The following is a 17,774-nucleotide window of genomic DNA, read 5'->3' as shown; positions in this document are numbered from 1 at the left end:
CGCAGCCTGCTCCACGGTGGCCGCAGCGAGTGCCTGCTCCGACTTTCGCTACGTGAACGCGAGCACGAAATCGAACCGGGCCGCCTTTTGCTCGCCGTGGTCGTCGAGCGTCATCAGCAGTCGCCGATCGAACAGGAAATCGCGAGCGTTGCGCGGCTCCCCGGGAAAGTACAGTTGGGTAGTGAGGATCGGCCCGTTCGGCGGCTGCACCGTCACATGGAAGTGTCGTGTGCGTCCCGGATATAGACCCGGCACGATGGTCTCGAGGCGGTAGCGTCCTTCGCCGTCGGTGAATTGGTGGCCGCGCAGCCGGAACCCCTCGACGTCGTACTCCCCGGCGTCATTGGCGTGCCAGAAATCGAGCAAAGCCCCGGGCAGCGCCCTGCATCGTGTCGACAGTACCCGCCCGGTCAGGACGATCTTCGTTCCGTTGATCCCCGGTTCGAGCAGCGATGCGCGTTGCGGCGAGTGCGGCAGGAAGAACGGGCCCGCGGTCTGCCGCGGCGTCGGTTCGTGATCGTCGGCGCAGGCGGGCGTAGCAGAAACTTCGCCGGTCCGGCCATAGCTGGCATTGCCGAGGGCCAACAGCAGCAACGTGGACGGCACTGCACCCGACTTGCGAAGAAAATCGCGCCGTCCCTGGCTCACACTTCGTGTACGCATCGTGGACGCTCCTTGCTTCCCGCCCGATCGTCACGCTGCGCGGTGCGCGCTGCGGCGCCGACGAGCGTCCGTGCGGGCGTCGTCGCGATGAGCGGAGCCCGCACCTGTGCCAACCATGGTAAGCCGAAACTTCAGGTCGGGTGAGTCTTCAGAGGCGCAGTTGGCGAATGACCGGTCGTCGGCGATCCAAGCCCCCGTTCGTGCCATCACGACAGGCTCGTTCCGCAATGACCGCTTCTGAGCGATTCGAATTGGCGCTATCGACCCTATTCGGTCAGTCAATTTTCTACAACGCGGTCATTCATGCGTCGCGGCATGTGATATGCCTGTTGCCCCGACAGCAGCGAACCGAACCGGCAAATGGTAAAACCCTACGCCAATCGCAGATCCCACAGCACATCAAGTACGTGCTGCGTGGAACGCTCAACGTACCCCGCACGATGGGCAATGCCGAGCCGACGCCACAACGCCGGGCGCAGTGGACGCATGACAATGCGCTTGTCGGGTAATGGCGTAGTGGCTTCATGGGGCAGCAGCGCTGCGCCGTAACCTGCCGCTACCAGACTCTTGATCGCGTCGTTGTAGTTGAGCTGAATGCGCGGCACGGGATGGTGCCCGCCGGTCGCGAACCACTCCGTAGTCAGACGCGAGAGGCGCGTGGCCGCGTCATTGAGAATGAGCGGCTGGGCGGCGAGCCATTCAGGCGTGACGCGGGCCGGACACCGCCAATGCGCCGGGACAAAGGCCATCACGGGGTCGCGGCGCCAGGGCTTGATCACGAGCCCGGCCACCGGGGGCTGAGGCAGTGCGACCAGCCCGACATCGAGCGTTCCATCCGCCAGCCGGGATAGCGTTTCGTGCGAAGTGAGCACGGCAATCTGAATGTCGATAGCGGGATGCTGCTGGCGCAGCACCTCGAGCGCCTGCGGCAACAGGTGCGCGATCACGCCGGTCGACGCGCCGAGCCGCGTGCGCCCCTCGAGCCCCTGCACCTGGCGCTGAATATCGTCTAACGCCTGCTCCGCATCGGCCAGCAGCCGGCGCGCGCGCTCCACCAGCACCTCTCCTATCGCCGACGGCCTCACATGTCCGCGCTTGCGTGACAGAAGGGGCGCCCCAATGCGGTCTTCGAGTTCGGCGATGTGGAGGCTGACCGTGGGCGGCGCCAGGTGCAATGCGCGCGCCGCTTCGGCAAATGAGCCGCGGTCGGCAATGGCGACCAGAGTGCGCAAGCGGTCCAGGCTGATCTCTCGCATGTCGGTGTCCAGATTCAGAAAAACTGAATATTTACGTCATAAAATTCAACTTTCTCTATTCTAGCGATCCATTGAACATAGGGGCGCCCCCTCATCCTGAAGAAGTTTCCCGAAAAAATGACCAGCACCCCGTGTTCCCCTGCTTCGATCGAGTTTCCGGTGCAACAGCAACTCGCCGCATACAATGCTCGAGACATCGACGTATTCATGCAATGGTGGGCTGATGACTGCGAGTACTATGAGTTTCCCTCGCGTCTTCTCGCTCACGGCGCTTCGGAAATTCGAGAGCGTCACGTTACCCGCTTCAAGGAACCCGACCTCTTCGGGCGGCTGATTCACCGCGCAGTAGTCGGCAATCTTGTCATTGATCAGGAGTGTGTGACACGCACATTCCCGCAGGGTGTGGGCGAGGTCGATGTGCTTGCGATCTATGAGATCGTCGAAAGCAGGATCGCGAAGGCCTGGTTCAAGATGGGCAGCCCACGACTATATTAACGACGGGTAGGGCATACTCCGGACGTTACCACGCAAACATTGCGCACGTAGAGCAATGGCAAAATTCTATTGCCGAATCGATGCGTTCGACTTCGTCTCGGCAGATCAGCAAAAGCTGTCCATGTGACCCTGAACCGCTGGAGCACCGATGAGAATCCGTATTGCGACGGTGGCAGATGCATTGCCACTTGCCGAATTGAAACGTGACACATTCCGCGAAACATTTCTTTCGGAGGGGTATGGCATCGACTACCCGCCGAGCGATCTAATCAAGTATGAGGAAGAAAACTACTCGGTAACTACCATCACTGACCAGCTCAACAAGCGAGAGAATCGCACGTGGGTAGTTGAGTGCGAGGACGGCGGCTTGATTGGTTACGCGCAGGTGGGGCCGTGCAAGCTTCCGCACCCGGATGTACCAGAGGGGGCGGCGGAAATATATCAAATCTACATTCGGCGCAGTGCGCAGGGAACCGGCGTTGGACGACAGTTGTTTGACTCGGCGCTCGCCTATCTGGCAGTGGAACGCCCCGGCGCGGTATGGCTCGGAGTGTGGTCCGGTAACACGAAGGCCATTGCGTTCTACGAAAAGGCAGGTTTCAGCCTGGTCGGCACTTACGATTTCAAGGTCGGCAAATCGACTGATCTGGAGCTGATCTATCGTCGTTGATTCGTGCTGTCGGGATCAACCGGCTACGGCGGTCGACGATTGCGGTCCAGGGGCGACCTTCGAGCCGGTCTTTATGACGCGCAGATGAGTAGGCGCGACGTTTCGATCGGCTTCCGGTCCGCTAACGGGTGCCAACGATCCAGACTGCATCGCTGACTGACCGCCTCTGGCCGGTTACTGACCGATGAGCAGTCCGCGGAATAAAGCTTCCGCAGGGAGTCGAGAGTGCGAATCCCATAGCCTGCTTCACTCGCCTTCTTTCCATTGCTGCCGATGCATGATGTGTCGACAGCGACAGCGACAGCGACACGGCTGAGCGGTCTGAACGCGCCCGCGTCGACTTCCACTTGATTGGACATGTCAATTTCGCGACTGGATTCCCCCTGCCGGATCAGAAAGCGCGCGATGCCGGTACCGGCACCAACGCATCCCGCGTTCGACGACGATGGGCCGATATAAACCGGCCCGGCCGCAAATGCGACCGGGCCGTCAGTGCCCGACCTTCGCGATACACCGTTCGATTCCTCGAACGAAACGATGACTGAACGGCATTACGCGCCAGACGGACGTTCTTTCAAGCCTGGGTCAGCACACATTCACCAGTGCCGGGCCGACGCTCGAGCCGATACCCGCGATGTTCTGCTGCGGCGCCCAGGTGAAGCCGTCGAAGGTCGAGAACCAGGCACCCTGGTCACCGACGACGCCCTTCCAGGCCATGAACACCTTGCCGGCGTAGACGGTCAACGAGGGGCCGAAGCTTGTGCCGACGCCGGGCACGTTTTGCTGTCCCGACCAGCCGCTGCCATCGAACGTGGCGAACCAGATGCCCTGGTCGTCGTCCATGCCTTTCCACGCAGCCAGGACCTTGCCCTGGTAGACCGTGAGCACCGGTCCGACGCTGGAAGCCACGCCGGGAATCTGTTGCTGGGGCGCCCACCCGTTGCCGTCGTAAGTCGTGTACCAAAGGCTCTGGTCGCCGTCGACGCCTTTCCACGCCATCAACACCTTGCCCTGATAAGCCACCACGGAAGGCCGCTCGCTTGTGCCGACGCCGGGCACGTTCTGCTGCCCACTCCAGCCCAGGCCGTCATAGGCGGAAAACCAGATGCCCTGATCGCCGTCGATGCCTTTCCACACCATGAACAGGCGTCCCCCGAAGGTGGTCAGTGACGGGCCCACGCTGCTGCCGACGCCGGGGATGTTTTGCTGCGGCGCCCAGCCATTGCCGTCATAGCTGCTGAGCCACAGGCGCTGATCTCCGGCGATGCCTTTCCACGCCATGTGGATCTTGCCGTCGAAGAGCGCGAGCGTCGGGCCGATCTCGCTGCCCACGCCGCCCACGTTGCGTTGCGGCAGCCAGCCGTTGCCGTAGAAGCTGGTGAACCAGATTCCCTGGTCGCCTTCGATACCTTTCCACGCCATGAAGGGCGGTTGCGTGAGCGCCAGCGCCGGCCCAACGCTGGTGCCAACGTTGTTGACGTTCTGCTGCGGCGCCCAGCCGTTGCCGTCGAAGGTGGCGAACCAGATGCCCTGGTCGCCTTGCACCCCTTTCCAGGCCATCAGCAAGGTGTCGCCCAGCGACACGAGCGACGGGCCCACACTGGTGCCCACACCGCCGATGTTCTGCTGTGGAGCCCAACCGTTGCCGTCGAAGGTGGTGAACCAGATGCCCTGGTCGCCTTGTACCCCTTTCCAGGCCATGTATAGCCGTCCTTCGAAAACAGCCAGGGCGGGGCGGAAGCTTGTGCCGACGCCGGCAATACTCTGCTGCGGCGCCCAGCCGTTGCCGTCGAACGTCGAGTACCAAATGCCTTGGTCTCCGTCCACCCCCTTCCACGCCATCACGACGTTGCCGTTGAACGCAGCGAGCGCCGGACCGACGCTGGTGCCCACGCCGGCGATATTCTGCTGCGGCGCCCAGCCGGTGCCATCGTAGACGGAGAACCAGATGCCCTGGTCCCCGTCCACCCCCTTCCATGCCATCACGACCTTGCCGTTGAACGCAGCGAGCGCCGGACCGACGCTGGTGCCCACGCCGGCGATGTTCTGCTGCGGCGCCCAGCCATTGCCGTCGTAGACCGAGAACCAGATGCCCTGGTCGTTCTCGACGCCCTTCCAGGTCATCAGTGTCCCGCCGTCGAACTCGGCGAGCGCAGGGCCGACGCTGGTACCCACGCCGGCGATGTTCTGCTGCGGCGACCATCGGTCGCCATCGAAGGTCGAGAACCAGATGCCCTGGTCACCATCGACGCCTTTCCAGGCCATGACCGCATTGGTGCTCGTCGGGAATGGCGGCGAGTAGCTGCACGAGCCTGCCGGCGCCGGACAAACCGTGGCTGACGCCGGAGAGACGATGCCGTTGATGTAGTAGGCGTAGCCGGCAGGCGCCGCCCCTTGCGTCGAGACGATGAAGTTGTTGCTGTCGTCGAAGTAGTTCAGGTAGACAGTCTGGCAATTGGGCCCGCAGCCGTCGCATACCTCCGGGTTGACCAGATTCGCCTGTGGATCCACCGCGGTCTCGGCCATTTCGTGACTGAGCACTTGCGCGTAGCTGCCCGCGGCATCCGACAGCGTCAGGCCGGTGCCGAACAGGTTAATGAACATGTAGGGCAGGTTGGCTTTCGAGTGATAGCCGCCGATGCCGTTGGACGCAAGCGCATTGGTGTTGAGCATACCCACCGGATTCAGCACGACGACGCAATCGTTCGAACCAAGGCCGTTGGTGTTCGCGACCGCATTCACCCAGCCCTGCAGCTGGCTGTCGTTGTACTGATTGCTCGGCAAGGTCACGGCGAGCTGCAGCACGTTGGGGGACACCGACATGCTGTTGCTGCCGAATTGCGACGCATATTCGCAGATCGGTGTGCGGGCCAGTGTTGCATAGGCAATCGCAGTCGACATGTCGGCGTTGGGCACGGCAATCGCTTGTCCTGTGTCTTGTGCCGTGAACGTGATGCTGGCGAAGTAGAGCGTGCCGTTGAACAGCGGATCGCGCAGCGTGACCCCGGTGGATGGCAGCAGGTTCGAATCGAACAACTCGGCGATCCGGGCCTTGAAGCGGGTCTCGGGCAGAGCGTCGACGTCGCCGCGCGTCCGGATGCGGTGCAGGTGCTTCAGCACCGATGGCGGCACCAGGCTCAGCAAACCTTGCGCGGGCTCCTCCCTCGGCACCAGGTCGGGCGCGAGCCGTTGCAGATGGCGGGCATTCTTCATCGCCCGGGTAACGGAGATGCGCTCGACGTGCTGGCCGGGACGCTTCGCAATGGTGGTCGATGCGAGGGGCAACTTTGCCAGCAGCGCGGCGCCGTCCGGGCTGCCCCAGCCGGTGACCGCGTCGAAGCCGACGCCGGCCGAATAGCCCGCCGCCGTGCCGGCCGCATTGCCGCCCACGGTGATGTCGTTGCAGCTGACCGCGCCGAGCGGCTGGCCGTTGGTGTTCGGATTGGCCTGATACAACAACGGCGTCAGGAAGCCGATCGGCTTGCCCGCCTGCCGCAGGCGGGCGATCAACGCGGCCCACAGCGGCGTGGCGGCGCTGGTGCCGCCCGATACCTGCGGCGTGTTCTGCGCCACCATGAAATAACCGGTGCCGCCGGCCGCGTTCGCGGCCACGTCGGGCACGATGCGGCCGGCCGGCGCGTGCGGATTGACCGACGGAATGTTGGCGGTTTGCCAGCTCGGCCGCGGGTTCATCGCACTGACACCGCCGCCGGTGCTGCCGCCCTGGTCGCGACGCAACCCATCGCCCTCGAACCACACCACCTCGCTGCCGGTCGCCCGCGTCAGTGTGGTGCCGCCGACCGACAGCACATACGGGCTGGAGGCGGGGAAGCTGACGTGCGCCTGGCCGTCTGCCACCTGGTCGTCCGAGCCGTCGTCGCCGCTGGCCGCGCACACGGTGATGCCGACGGCCGCCAGCTCCTTCAACGTCGCGTTGATCTCGTCGATCGCCTGTTGCGTCCAGATGTCCTGGCCTTCGGCCAGTCCGTAGCTGACGGACAGCACCGACAGCGTCGCGTTGTCGGTGATCGCGGCGTCAAGGATGTCGATCCAGCCTTTCTCGGTCCACTGGCTGAAGTAGACGACGATGTCGGCCTTGGGACACACGCCGGCAATCACCTCGACATCGAGCATCGTTTCACCGATCGCGTCGGGGTCGTTCTTTTGCTGCGGCGGCAGCACATGGACATTCTTCACCGCCACGCCGGGGGTGGCCGGCAGGCCGCCCAGCTGCACGAAATGCTGCAGGTCGCGGGGGAGGTACTCCCCGCCGAACTCCAGGATCCCGATGGTCTGACCGGCGCCGTCGCCGGCCGGGAACCGGTAGGCATCGGCAAGTTCCTGCGGCAGGTACCACGGCCGCGCCTTGGCCGGCGGCAGCGCATCGGCGGCCTGCAGTTCCATCAGCTTGCGGTGCTTGATCATCGGGCGGGAGTCCAGCCCGAACACGCCGGTGACGATGCCGTCGAGCGAATGCGGGATGTGGATGTCGCCGACGCGGCCACGGTAGAGCCACTTGTCGTGCTTCACCCGAAACAGCTGCACGCCGAACGCCTTCTCCATCGCGTCGACCGGGCCGGCGACCTGCACGGCGCGCGTTGCGGTGCTCTTGGACGTCACCGTCAAGCCAAAGGAGGCCAGCACCTTTTCGACAGTGTCGAGGTCGCCGGCTTCGGCTCCATATTTGCTGACCAACTCGTCATAGCTCATCGCCTGGCTGGGTACCGGCTCCGGTAGGGGGGTCTTGCGGCGCACCTTCACCGTGACTTCGCACCACTCGTGACCATCGGAACGGCCCAGCACCTGAGAACCGGGGCGCGGGTAACGTCGTGATCCCTTGAGCGGCAGATAGGCATCTGCACTGCTGGCAATCATGATTCGTCCTCCTTAATCAATGACTGAAGGCTTGTTCAGGGTGAATAGGCGCTGTGCACAAGCCCATCAATCACAGCGCTTGATTGGGAGAACCATGCCGTGCACGTTCCCGGACTTGGGCCAAAGCGGATCGGCGTCGCTGTCGTTCAGTGCGAGAACGGATGGCGACACCGTTCCGTCCTTGACGCAGGTGAGCGTGGAAATACCGCACACGGCATCGCAGCGGTTGATGCGATCCGGTCCAGCGAGACATCACGGCAGCGAGCCTCCCGCGCATGGCCGCCAACTGCCAATACCGAGGATGAGCGCCAGCATTCAATAGCGCGATATCGAGGCATGCATGGTGTGGCTCGCATCCTGATCGAAACAGTGGGCATCATTGCGCGCCAATTCGGCGGTCGAAATATCGATATCCGGCATGCGCGAACAATGCCGGCCTGCAAGAGCCATTTCCACATCGCTGCCTTTTTCATTACCTCACTCCTGATAGCCTGGAGACGCGGCGGCGAGACGTTCCCGAGCGGGCCGTATCCGGGCTGACGGCGCATGACGCTACTGGGGGTGTCCAGGGTGCGCGCTGGATGCAAGTGTCCATAGTCACCGCATTATTTTTTTATTTTCTTGTTTAATTACCGACTGTCCCCGGACACAAATCAGGCCCACCACGATAGGTGAGAAGTACGTCTTTTTTTCAAGTTTTCTCGGGACATCGAGCAGTCCAGTCCAACCCGGTCGACAAATTCCTTACCGCATCTCCGCAATGCGATGCTCCGCGTGCACACACTTGCGCTACCGGCTTTGAATTGTGCAAACCGGCGACGAAAGCGGGTATGGGGGACCTGCCTATCTTTGCAGTAGGCAAATTCTCACCGCCGGTTCGCGGCTTGCGAGTGGACGAATCACGAAGTCACCCGTGCCGAGTTCGGTCGCGGACCGAAGATCGACCGAGGCGATCGTTCGACGCAACCGCCGCGATCGTCGCTGAGAACGTCCGCTTTCTGCGACCGGGGCAGCCCACTATCGACCTGCTGCCGCCGGTCGGCAGATTCTTATGGACGTCGGCAATGCAGCGCGTCGCTTGAAGTATGTCGCTAATGGGTTGGACGTTTCCTTCCATCGCAGTGGAGTCAAATCGATCCGTCCGCTGTCGCGCCCGAGGCGGTATCGGTTGCCTCTACCGGTGCGCCGCTTACCTCGGCCAGGTTTGCCGGGATGCCGTCGAGGAAGTTTCCCGTTCCACCTTCCGGCACCGTTTACCCAGGCGACATGCAGGGTGCCCTCGCTATCAACGAGAAATACGTCGGTCTGATCTGAAATGCCGAATTGATTTGAGGCGGGCAACTTGACCATTTTCTTTCCCCGTCCTGTGCAATAACGTGTCGCGTTTTGCGTTTCGCACTTGACACGCCCTTGCCTATACTTTCGTTCAGATTGAGTACGTTCGGCACTCCCATTTGGGAGGGGAATCGTCCTCAGACCGGTGGCAACCATGACGCGCGTCGAAGCAATCCATCAAGCGATCCGGCATGTCTATGAAGCGGCGCTTGCACCCGACGGCTGGTCACACGCGGGTATCTCAGTCACCGAGGCGACTGGAGCGCACAAGGCAATTTTCCTGGGGGTTTCGGCAGCGACGGTACCTGGGTCGGCAATCACGACCGGCTTCGATGCCGAGTACGCGCGGCGCATGCAACGGAAATTCGACACGCAGCCACCGAACTGGGTCAAGGCGATTCCGGTCGGCGTGCCACTGCGCCAGACTTCGTTTGTCTCGGACGGGGCGTTCCGGCGATAGGATTTCTATTGCGACGCAGTGCGACCGACGGGTGGATTTTATGGAATGCTCGCGCCGCTTGTTCCCGATCGATGTGTGTATTTTGTCGTGGGCCGAGATCTCGGGGTGGCCGATTTCAGCGACGACGATGTCGAGGCCGCCCGATTGATCGTGCCGCATCTGACGACGGCGCTGCGGGTACAGAATCGTCTCGCTGCAGCGGATCTCAGGACAAAGGACGCATACGAAGTCATTTCGCGTCTGGAGTTCGGCGTGATTCTCCTCGACGCGAGGATGCGCCCAATTTTCGCCAATCGTCGGGCCGAAGCATTGGCGCGCCGCGGCGACGGGCTTCTGCTCAATCGCAACGAAGTGTCTGCGGCGTCGCCCGCCGACGCCAGGAGCCTGCACAACGCGATTGCGATGGCGGTCGGCTTGAACGCCGGCGGCCGAGATGCCAGCGAAGCCGTCGCGCGACCCTGGGCGCCGCTGAAATGCCATGTGTCGCGCCCTTCGCCCCATCTTCCGCTGGTCATTCGTGTGGTGCCGGTCTCTGCGTCGGAAGTACCGAACGGAATAAGTACAGCCACACGGGTCATTCTGTTCGTGATGGAACCGGCTAAGCCGCCGGAGATTGATCCGGGCTTCCTCGTCGCGACTTTTGACCTCACGCGACGCGAGGCGACGCTTGCGGCGCTGCTCGCGCGCGGCCCGGACCTCGCCGAGGCGGCGTCGCAATTGGGCATAGGCCTGGGAACCGCGCGCGGTTATCTGAAGCAGATCCTGGCGAAGACGGACACGCACCGGCAGGCGGAACGGGTATCGCTGCTGCTTCGCGCGAGCATGCCAATCGTGCGTTGAGCAGGCAGGAGATCCAGCGCCGGCCGACCTGCCGGCTCGCCGCCGTGCAGCCTCGAATGTGTTGCATCGCCCAGTTGAATCCGCAGCCGAGTCCGGATCGATGACGCGGTTGGTGTTCGGATGGCCGATGCTGTCCTGAGCCTGCTTACGCCGCCCCTATTGCACGCGTACGCAGAGTATCCGTACAGCAGTCATTCACCCGGCTTCTTCCTCAGGAATTCAATGACCTGGCGAGAACGGTGCATTCAGATTGAACGCGGACAGTCCCCCATAACCGACCGGCTTGTCCGCGAGCACGATATCGCGGCCGATCTGCCATCGTTCGGCCGCCTGTCGTCCCTGAACCTGCTCGTCGTAAGGCAGGCCCAGCGACATTCTCTGGAGCTGCTGCTGCGCGAATTCATATCCGCGCCGCGCCGCGAGCCAATTCCACGCAAAGCCACGGCGCGCATCGCGCGGGACGCCCTTTCCCGCGTACCAGGCGTGCGCGAGATCGTATTGCGCGCGCGCATCGCCGGCCATCGCGGCCGGTTTCAGCCAGCGGACCGACGCGGCGTAGTCGACCTTCACGTATTTGCCTTCCTGATACATCCAGCCGAGATTGCGCTGCGCTTCGGGCGCGCCTTGCAACGCCGCGCGCTCGAGCCAGCGAACGCCTTCCGCGTTGCTCTGGGGCACGCCGCGCCCCAACAGATAGAACCTGCCGAGCGCAGCCTGCGCGGGCGCGTTCCCGCGTTCCGCGCCTTGCCTGTACCAGTTGGCGGCCGCGACGTCATCCTTGGGTACGCCCCGGCCCCATTCGTACATGTAGCCCATCGACGTCATGCCGCCCGCGTCGTTCAGGGCGATCGCCTTGCGGTACCACGCGAGCGCGCCGACGAAATCGGCCTTGCCGTCGATGCCTTGATACGCGAGGTTGCCAAGTTCCGCATAAGCGTGTGGGTCGCCCGCACGCATGCCCTTGAGCAGCCACGTATTGGCGAGCTTCAGGTCAACCGGCACGCCGAGGCCGTGCAGATACATCCGGCCGACGTTGGTATTAGCCTGTCCGACGCCTCCGCCAGCCGCCTGCGTGTACAGGGCGAGCGCCTTCTGGTAATCGAGCGGCACGTATCGGCCGCCTTCATAGAACGTGCCGAGATTGTTGCGCGCGATGGCGAATCCCTGCGTACTCGCCTGCTCGTAGAGCCGGACGGCGCGTGTGCCGTCGCGCCGCACACCGATGCCGTTGTCGTACAGATACGCGAGCGCGCTCAGTGCGCACGGATTGTTCTGATCCGCCGCGCGCTGAAACCATCTGGCCGCCGTCTCGGGATCGCGCTGCACGCCCGCGCCGTAGAGGTAAAGCACGCCAAGGCCGTGCTGGCCGTACTCGTTGCCTTGCTTGGCGTACTTGCGGAAGATCGTCTCTGCTTTCGCATAACTGTCGGCGCCGGGCCTTTTCGCCATGCCGAACGCGGCAAGCGCAAGTTCGCCGTATGCATCGCCGCGACGCGCGGAGCGTTCGAGCATCTCGAACGCGGCCGAATCGTTGCGCGCCACGCCCAGCCCCTGCATCGTCAGGATCCCAAGCTGGGCTTGCGCGCGCGCATCGCCTCGCTGCGCGAGCGGTTGCAACATCAGCGCGGCCATCTCGTATTGCTGACGCTTCAGGGCCGCTTCGGCGTCGCCGAGGCTCGCGGCCGCAACCGGCAGGCTGGCGGCCACGGCCGGCGTTAAAGACAGGCAAACGCCCGTGAGGCGCAGGGTCGTTCCGATTGTCATGAGGTCTGGATGGATTGAACGAAGCATTTGCACATCAGGCGAAATCCGGCAGATCGCCGTGCGGTGGCGGCGTCTTGTTCCGCCTGCGCCGCGCAAACACAAGCAGCAGCCATGCAATGATGGCGACCACGGTCACGCCGAAGTTGGCCGCTCCCCACTCCATTTCGTACGGGCGGAATGCGGGGCCGAGATAACGCGCGAGTGACGCGGTGTAGGGAACGAAGCCGATCAGGGCCGCGGTGATTGCGACGACGAACACCATTAACGCTACGCCGCAATGCCAAGCGCGCGCACCGCGCGGCGCCACCAGCGTCGCCGCGACGAGCAGGGCAAGCGAGACGAGGAAGTGAAACTGGGGGGCACGGTCACCAAATTGTGCATCCATCCAGCCGTTGCCGAGAAACATGCCAAGGTAGGTGCTGTAGAGCAGCGCGATCGACGCGACGAACAGAACACGCGTGGCGAGCGACCGCAGTCCTTGCCGCGCATCGCCGCGAGTTGCATTCAAATGCCGGTCCCCTGCCTTGCTGTAGAGCGCCGCTATCGTGGCCACGATCGGCGGCACGGCGCTCGATGCGAGTGTCCAGGGTAACAGCGCGAACCAGGCGGTGCCCGCCACCGCCGCGCCAGACGCATACAGCTTGCGTCCCCACGCGCGCCCCCGCAGCGCCGCAATGCTCGCGACAAGCGTTGTCATCGACCACAGCGCCGCGACGCCCCAGGCGCTGCGTTGCTGCACGGAGTACGTGGTGGCAAGCGCGGCCCAGTCTCGCCAAAAGACACCCGCATAGGACGCAAGCGAAACAAGTGACATGGTCGACTGAAGTATCGACGCAAGGATCATTACGTAGAGCGTTGTGTTTCTTTTCATCACTGCTTGTTCTGCCGGGGCGACGTCAGCACGGCCTTGTTCGGAAGGGGGCGAGTCGTCATGTTTCAGATGCAACCATCAATTTTCGACGCAAAGCTGGCGACCAAACGCGCTCCGCTGGTTGCGCCATGCGCCATCGAGCGAGTCGCTGTCGTTGGCACGGCAGCCATTCCTCATCGCCAGAGCAAGGCTGCGGATTCAACTCGTCAACGAGCAGCTACCTGTCCAACGGAACTTCATTGTCCGCACGAAGCTCGGCCTCAGGCTGCGATGTGTTTCTGCATGAATACACTCAGTGGGTCGTTCGTATAATTGCCAAACGGTCCCCGGCGCTCATAGCCGGTTGACGCATACAGGGCCAGCGCTTCATGTTGATACGGTCCGGTTTCGAGCTTGAGCAACTTGCAGCCGGAGTCAATCGCCCGCGACTCGAGCAGAGCCAGGAGTCTCTTGGCGACGCCTTGCCCTCGACCGCGAGGGCTGACATACATGCGTTTGAGTTCGCCAAATTCAGGGCAGAGGACGATCGCCCCGCAGCCGATTGCGTCGCCCGTACCATCCCTCGCAACGGCGAACAGGACATTCGGTTGCTTCAACGATGCCAGGTCAAGGATGTGCCTGCTCTCTGGCGGATACAGGGTGTCCTGATAGGCGTCCAGCTCTGCAATGAGGGCAATCACGTCGGGTTGATCGGGTGATTCGAAAGCGATAGTCATGGCTGAAGAAGCGGAGCGAAACGGAAGCTGGAGTACCGGTCGACGAAAGAACGACCGATGACGGCCGCTCCCCGACCCGGAACGGTCGGTTGGCTTGATCCGAAACGGTCATTCAGGCGCCAGAAGGCGCCTGCTGTCATGCAATGCCTGTTGGCGGATAAGCTGCCTTTAGACGTTGACGACACCGCGTCCGAGTTCTATTACCCGGCCGCCAACGCCGATCTCGCCATTCGCGCTAACCGATAGCCGCAGCAGACAAGGCCGGCCAACGGCTTCACCTTGCTCAACCTGAAAGGCGGCGGGCACATTCTGGTTGGTGGCAAGCAACCAGCCACCGAGATTCGCACAGGCTGATCCGGTACCCGGGTCCTCCGAGATGCCGCCTCCCGCCTTCGCAAAGAAATAGCGGGAGACCACCTTCCCGGGGCGGCTGGAGTCAAACGCGAACACATATGCCGTCTTGCGGCCGAGACTGCTTTTCGGCCACATATCGAGCCATGCGCTATCGGGCCGGGCGCGGCGCACGGCGTCAGTGTCCTTGACTGCGACCAGCAGTTGATCCGCGCCGGTGTCGACCCAGATGGGGGATGCGAGCAAATCACCCTCCGTCAGTCCCAGCAGCGCTGCGGCTTTTGCATCAGGCAGCTCGCAAGCGGCTGTTTTCGGCATGCCCGCGTGCGGCGCAGCGAATGTCCACACGTCGTCATCCGCATGGACGGCTACCACCCCGGCTTTGAATTCAAGTTCGAGATCGTTGCCCGCATCAAGCATGTCTCGCACGACATGCGCTGTACCGAGCGTGGGATGCCCCGCAAAGGACATTTCATAGCCAGGTGTGAAGATGCGTACCCGCGCATGTGCACGGTCCGACGGCAAAACAAATGTCGTTTCGGACAGGTTGAACTGTACGGCCAGTGCCTGCATTGTCGCTTCATCAAGGCCCCGCGCATCTTCGAACACACACAGGGGGTTGCCGCCAAACGTAGATTCGGCAAATACATTCAGCAGGCGGAAGGCATATGTTGTCATTCGACTCTCGTGTTGGTATCGCGATCACCGTACTTCAAGGGAGCGGTGACGGGCTGGTCGCGTTGGGGGGAAGATTGTCGCCGATGTATGTTGAATGTTCGAGGATTGCTTTGTCAACGAATCGCGAATCCATACAGCGGTCATTCACCCAGCTTCTTCCTCAGGAAAATCCGCGAATGCCCGACGGGGTAGTCCGGCAATTCGCCGAAGCAAACGTACCCGAGCTTTTCATAGAACGGCCGCGCCTGGAATTCGTGCGTATCGAGCCATGCGCTGTGGCACCCGCGCGCAATTGCCTCCTGTTCGGCCAACTGCATGAGACGGGTTCCAACGCCCTGACCGCGCGCGCTGTCCGGCACGACGAGCAGCTGGGTGAACAGCCAGCCATATCCCGTGGCCCCCCACAACCCGCCGACGACCTTGTCTTCCGTATCGCTCAGCACGACGACCAGCGGGCGAGAGTGGCTGGGGCCGGCCTGGCTTTCGTTGAACCGGACGAGCGGCTCGACGATCTGCTTGCGCGTGTTTTCGTCTGCGTGGTCCGTCAGTGTGTATGTGTAGGTCATCGAGGGCCTCGGATGATGAATGGTAGTCGAGCAACATCCCGGATAGGGCATTGCATCATAAATCACCGGCCTCCGCGCCCGCCTGCTCGCGCTGCGCGAACACCTCGCGCAACGCATCGCCGATGAAGGTCAGCAACAACAACGTCACCACCAGCACGCCGATAGCCGTCGCCGAAATCCACCACGCATCCAGATGCGCCTTCCCTTCGGCGAGCAGTTCGCCGAGGCTCGGCGCAGGCGGCGGCACGCCCATCCCGAGAAAATCCAGGCTCGTGAGCGCGACGATCGCGGCGCTCATCCGGAACGGCAGATAGGTAATCACGGGCGTGAGACTGTTCGGCAGGATGTGCCGACGCATGATCTGCCAGTCGGAAAGCCCGAGCGTTCGCGCGGCGCGCACGTAATCGAGCGAGCGCTGCCGCAGGAACTCGCCGCGCACGTAATCGGACAGCGTGATCCAGCCGAACGCGGCGAGCAGCGCGAACAGCAGCGGCAGGCTCGGCTCGAAGATCGACGACAGGATGATCAGCAGATAGAGGTCGGGCAGCGCATTCCAGATCTCGATCAGGCGCTGCCCGACCAGATCGACGCGCCCCGCGTGGTAGCCGAGCACCGCGCCCGCGAGCACGCCGACGAGCGCGCCCGACAGCGTAAGCGCGGCGGCGAACAGGATCGAGCTGCGAAAGCCGTACAGCGCGCGCGCGAACACGTCGCGGCCGAACGCGTCGGTGCCGAGCCAGTTCTCGGCGGAAGGCGGCGCGGGAAACGGCCGCGCCGCATGATAGGCGACCGTGTCGTAGCGATAGTGGTCCGGCGCATAGAGCGCGAAGTTGCCGGGCCGCGCGAACTGGTCGCGGATGAACGGGTCGAGGTAGTCGGCCTCGGTCGGCAGTGCGCCGCCGAATTGCCGGTCGGCATACGCGTGCAGCGCGGGGAAGAGCCAGCGCCCGTCGTAACGGGCGACGAGCGGCCGGTCGTTGGCGAGGCAGCCGGCAAGGAGACTCGCGGCGAACAGGATCCCGAAGACGACGAGGCTCGCGAAGCCGACCTTGTGACGGCGAAAGCGCTGCAGGATGCCGGCGGTGCGAGCGGGCGCACCCGTCTCCGGGAGCGCGATCGTGCCGGCAACGTCAGGGTGAGCAGGGGAAGCGGCTGTCAACGAAGTAGACGGTTTCATCGTGCAATGCCGCCAAAGTGAATGCGCGGATCGATCAGCGCATACATGAGGTCGCCGGCCAGCTTCGCGAGCAGGCTCACGGCGGTGAAGACGAACAGCGAGCCGAGCACGACCGGATAATCCCGGCCGACGATCGCGTCGTACGAGAGCCGCCCGACGCCGTCGAGCGAGAAGAGCGTTTCGATCAGCACGCTGCCGCCGACGAAGGCGGCCACGAACGCAGCGGGAAAACCGGTGGCGATCGGAATCAGCGCGTTGCGCAGCACGTGCCGCCACACCACGCGGCGTCGGGACGCGCCTTTCGCGCGGGCGGTCAGCACGTACTGCCGCGCAAGCTCGTCGAGAAACGCGTTGCGCGTCAGCATGACGACCATCGCAAGGCTGCTCGCGACCGATGCCGTCACCGGCAGGACGAGGTGCCACAGGCGGTCGAGCACGCGCTCGGCGAACGGCAGCTGGTCGTAGCCGTCCGACGCGAGGCCGCCGAGCGGAAACAGGTGCAGGAATCGGTCGCCGCTGAGCAGCATCAACAGCAGCACACCAAGCACGAAGCCGGGAATCGCATAGCCCGCGAGCAGCGCGGCGCTCGTCGCGAGGTCGAACGCCGAGCCGCGGCGCAGCGCCTTGGCGATGCCGAGCGGCACCGAGATCAGGTACGTGAGCGCGAGCGTCGCGCCGCCGAGCGCGATCGTGACGGGCAGCTTGCCGCAGATGAGCGCCCACACCGAACGGTGCTGGAAGAACGACTGGCCGAGGTCGAGCCGTGCGTAGCGCGACAGCATCCGCACGTAGCGCGTGAGCGGTGGCGCATCGAAGCCGAACTCATGGCGGATCGCGGCGACCTGCGCGGGATCGACGCCTTCGTTGCCGTGATAGCCGCCGTCACCGTTGCCTCCGCCGCCGCCTTCGCCATGCGGCGACGCGCGCTGCAGTTGCGCCATCACCTGTTCGACGGGGCCGCCGGGCACGAACTGCATGACGGCGAAGGTGACGGTCAGCACGCCGAGCAGCGTAGGGATCATCAGGAACAGCCTGCGGCCGATGTACGCGATCATCA

General features: G+C 63.4%; 14 protein-coding genes and 1 pseudogene. 4 read left to right on the top strand and 11 right to left on the bottom strand.

The genetic code is table 11. The features are described from left to right. Positions 1 to 48: 48 nt before the first annotated feature. A complete protein-coding gene (locus tag ACFIMZ_RS37105) occupies positions 49 to 663 on the bottom strand; it encodes an intradiol ring-cleavage dioxygenase (protein ID WP_431825658.1) in 615 nt (204 codons plus the stop codon). A gap of 371 nt (positions 664 to 1,034) precedes the next feature. Beyond that, positions 1,035 to 1,919, bottom strand: a complete 885-nt coding sequence (locus ACFIMZ_RS37100; RefSeq protein WP_431825657.1) for a LysR family transcriptional regulator — start codon at positions 1,917 to 1,919, stop codon at positions 1,035 to 1,037. Between the two features lie 159 nt (positions 1,920 to 2,078). On the opposite strand from ACFIMZ_RS37100, the gene ACFIMZ_RS37095 reads away from it, so the two are divergent. Both ACFIMZ_RS37095 and ACFIMZ_RS37090 read left to right on the top strand, forming a co-directional pair. Continuing rightward, on the top strand, positions 2,079 to 2,414 hold the full coding sequence (locus ACFIMZ_RS37095) for a nuclear transport factor 2 family protein (protein WP_431825656.1): 336 nt from the start codon (positions 2,079 to 2,081) through the stop codon (positions 2,412 to 2,414). A 148-nt stretch (positions 2,415 to 2,562) separates the two neighbouring features. After that, positions 2,563 to 3,084, top strand: coding sequence for an N-acetyltransferase family protein (locus ACFIMZ_RS37090; RefSeq protein ID WP_431825655.1), 522 nt, complete (start codon positions 2,563 to 2,565; stop codon positions 3,082 to 3,084). A gap of 585 nt (positions 3,085 to 3,669) precedes the next feature. On the opposite strand, the gene ACFIMZ_RS37085 is transcribed toward ACFIMZ_RS37090, so the two are convergent. Beyond that, positions 3,670 to 7,959 (bottom strand): S8 family serine peptidase, encoded by a 4,290-nt coding sequence (locus tag ACFIMZ_RS37085; protein WP_431825654.1) that lies wholly within the window; start codon positions 7,957 to 7,959, stop codon positions 3,670 to 3,672. A gap of 1,017 nt (positions 7,960 to 8,976) precedes the next feature. Next, positions 8,977 to 9,294 (bottom strand): annotated as a pseudogene (locus ACFIMZ_RS37080) (hypothetical protein); the annotation flags it as partial. 154 nt (positions 9,295 to 9,448) lie between these two features. Here ACFIMZ_RS37080 and ACFIMZ_RS37075 point away from each other — a divergent pair. Together ACFIMZ_RS37075 and ACFIMZ_RS37070 are read left to right on the top strand one after the other, a co-directional pair. Beyond that, positions 9,449 to 9,754, top strand: coding sequence for a hypothetical protein (locus ACFIMZ_RS37075; RefSeq protein ID WP_431825653.1), 306 nt, complete (start codon positions 9,449 to 9,451; stop codon positions 9,752 to 9,754). A 45-nt stretch (positions 9,755 to 9,799) separates the two neighbouring features. Continuing rightward, positions 9,800 to 10,594 carry a helix-turn-helix transcriptional regulator gene (locus tag ACFIMZ_RS37070; protein WP_431825652.1) on the top strand — a complete coding sequence of 265 codons (795 nt, stop codon included), beginning with the start codon at positions 9,800 to 9,802 and terminating at the stop codon, positions 10,592 to 10,594. A gap of 219 nt (positions 10,595 to 10,813) precedes the next feature. On the opposite strand, the gene ACFIMZ_RS37065 is transcribed toward ACFIMZ_RS37070, so the two are convergent. The 7 genes from ACFIMZ_RS37065 to ACFIMZ_RS37035 all read right to left on the bottom strand — a co-directional run bounded on the left by ACFIMZ_RS37065 (position 10,814) and on the right by ACFIMZ_RS37035 (position 17,772). Next, the gene (locus ACFIMZ_RS37065) at positions 10,814 to 12,358 is read right to left on the bottom strand and encodes a tetratricopeptide repeat protein (RefSeq protein ID WP_431825651.1); all 1,545 of its coding nucleotides are present in this window, start codon (positions 12,356 to 12,358) and stop codon (positions 10,814 to 10,816) included. A gap of 34 nt (positions 12,359 to 12,392) precedes the next feature. Beyond that, positions 12,393 to 13,304, bottom strand: a complete 912-nt coding sequence (locus ACFIMZ_RS37060) for a hypothetical protein (protein ID WP_431825650.1) — start codon at positions 13,302 to 13,304, stop codon at positions 12,393 to 12,395. A 185-nt stretch (positions 13,305 to 13,489) separates the two neighbouring features. Continuing rightward, on the bottom strand, positions 13,490 to 13,945 hold the full coding sequence (locus tag ACFIMZ_RS37055) for a GNAT family N-acetyltransferase (protein WP_431825649.1): 456 nt from the start codon (positions 13,943 to 13,945) through the stop codon (positions 13,490 to 13,492). 168 nt (positions 13,946 to 14,113) lie between these two features. After that, positions 14,114 to 14,974 carry a PhzF family phenazine biosynthesis protein gene (locus ACFIMZ_RS37050; RefSeq protein WP_431825648.1) on the bottom strand — a complete coding sequence of 287 codons (861 nt, stop codon included), beginning with the start codon at positions 14,972 to 14,974 and terminating at the stop codon, positions 14,114 to 14,116. 140 nt (positions 14,975 to 15,114) lie between these two features. After that, on the bottom strand, positions 15,115 to 15,540 hold the full coding sequence (locus ACFIMZ_RS37045; protein WP_431825647.1) for a GNAT family N-acetyltransferase: 426 nt from the start codon (positions 15,538 to 15,540) through the stop codon (positions 15,115 to 15,117). A 55-nt stretch (positions 15,541 to 15,595) separates the two neighbouring features. Then, positions 15,596 to 16,717 carry an ABC transporter permease gene (locus ACFIMZ_RS37040; RefSeq protein WP_431825646.1) on the bottom strand — a complete coding sequence of 374 codons (1,122 nt, stop codon included), beginning with the start codon at positions 16,715 to 16,717 and terminating at the stop codon, positions 15,596 to 15,598. Further along, a complete protein-coding gene (locus tag ACFIMZ_RS37035; RefSeq protein ID WP_431825645.1) occupies positions 16,714 to 17,772 on the bottom strand; it encodes an ABC transporter permease subunit in 1,059 nt (352 codons plus the stop codon). The genes ACFIMZ_RS37040 and ACFIMZ_RS37035 overlap by 4 nt, the downstream gene beginning before the upstream one ends. Between the last annotated feature and the right edge of the window lie 2 nt (positions 17,773 to 17,774).

The organism is Burkholderia sp. F1 (genome assembly GCF_050813845.1).
GTDB classification, from domain to species: Bacteria; Pseudomonadota; Gammaproteobacteria; order Burkholderiales; family Burkholderiaceae; genus Burkholderia; species Burkholderia ubonensis.
This window is presented reverse-complemented; position numbering and strand designations above follow the sequence as displayed.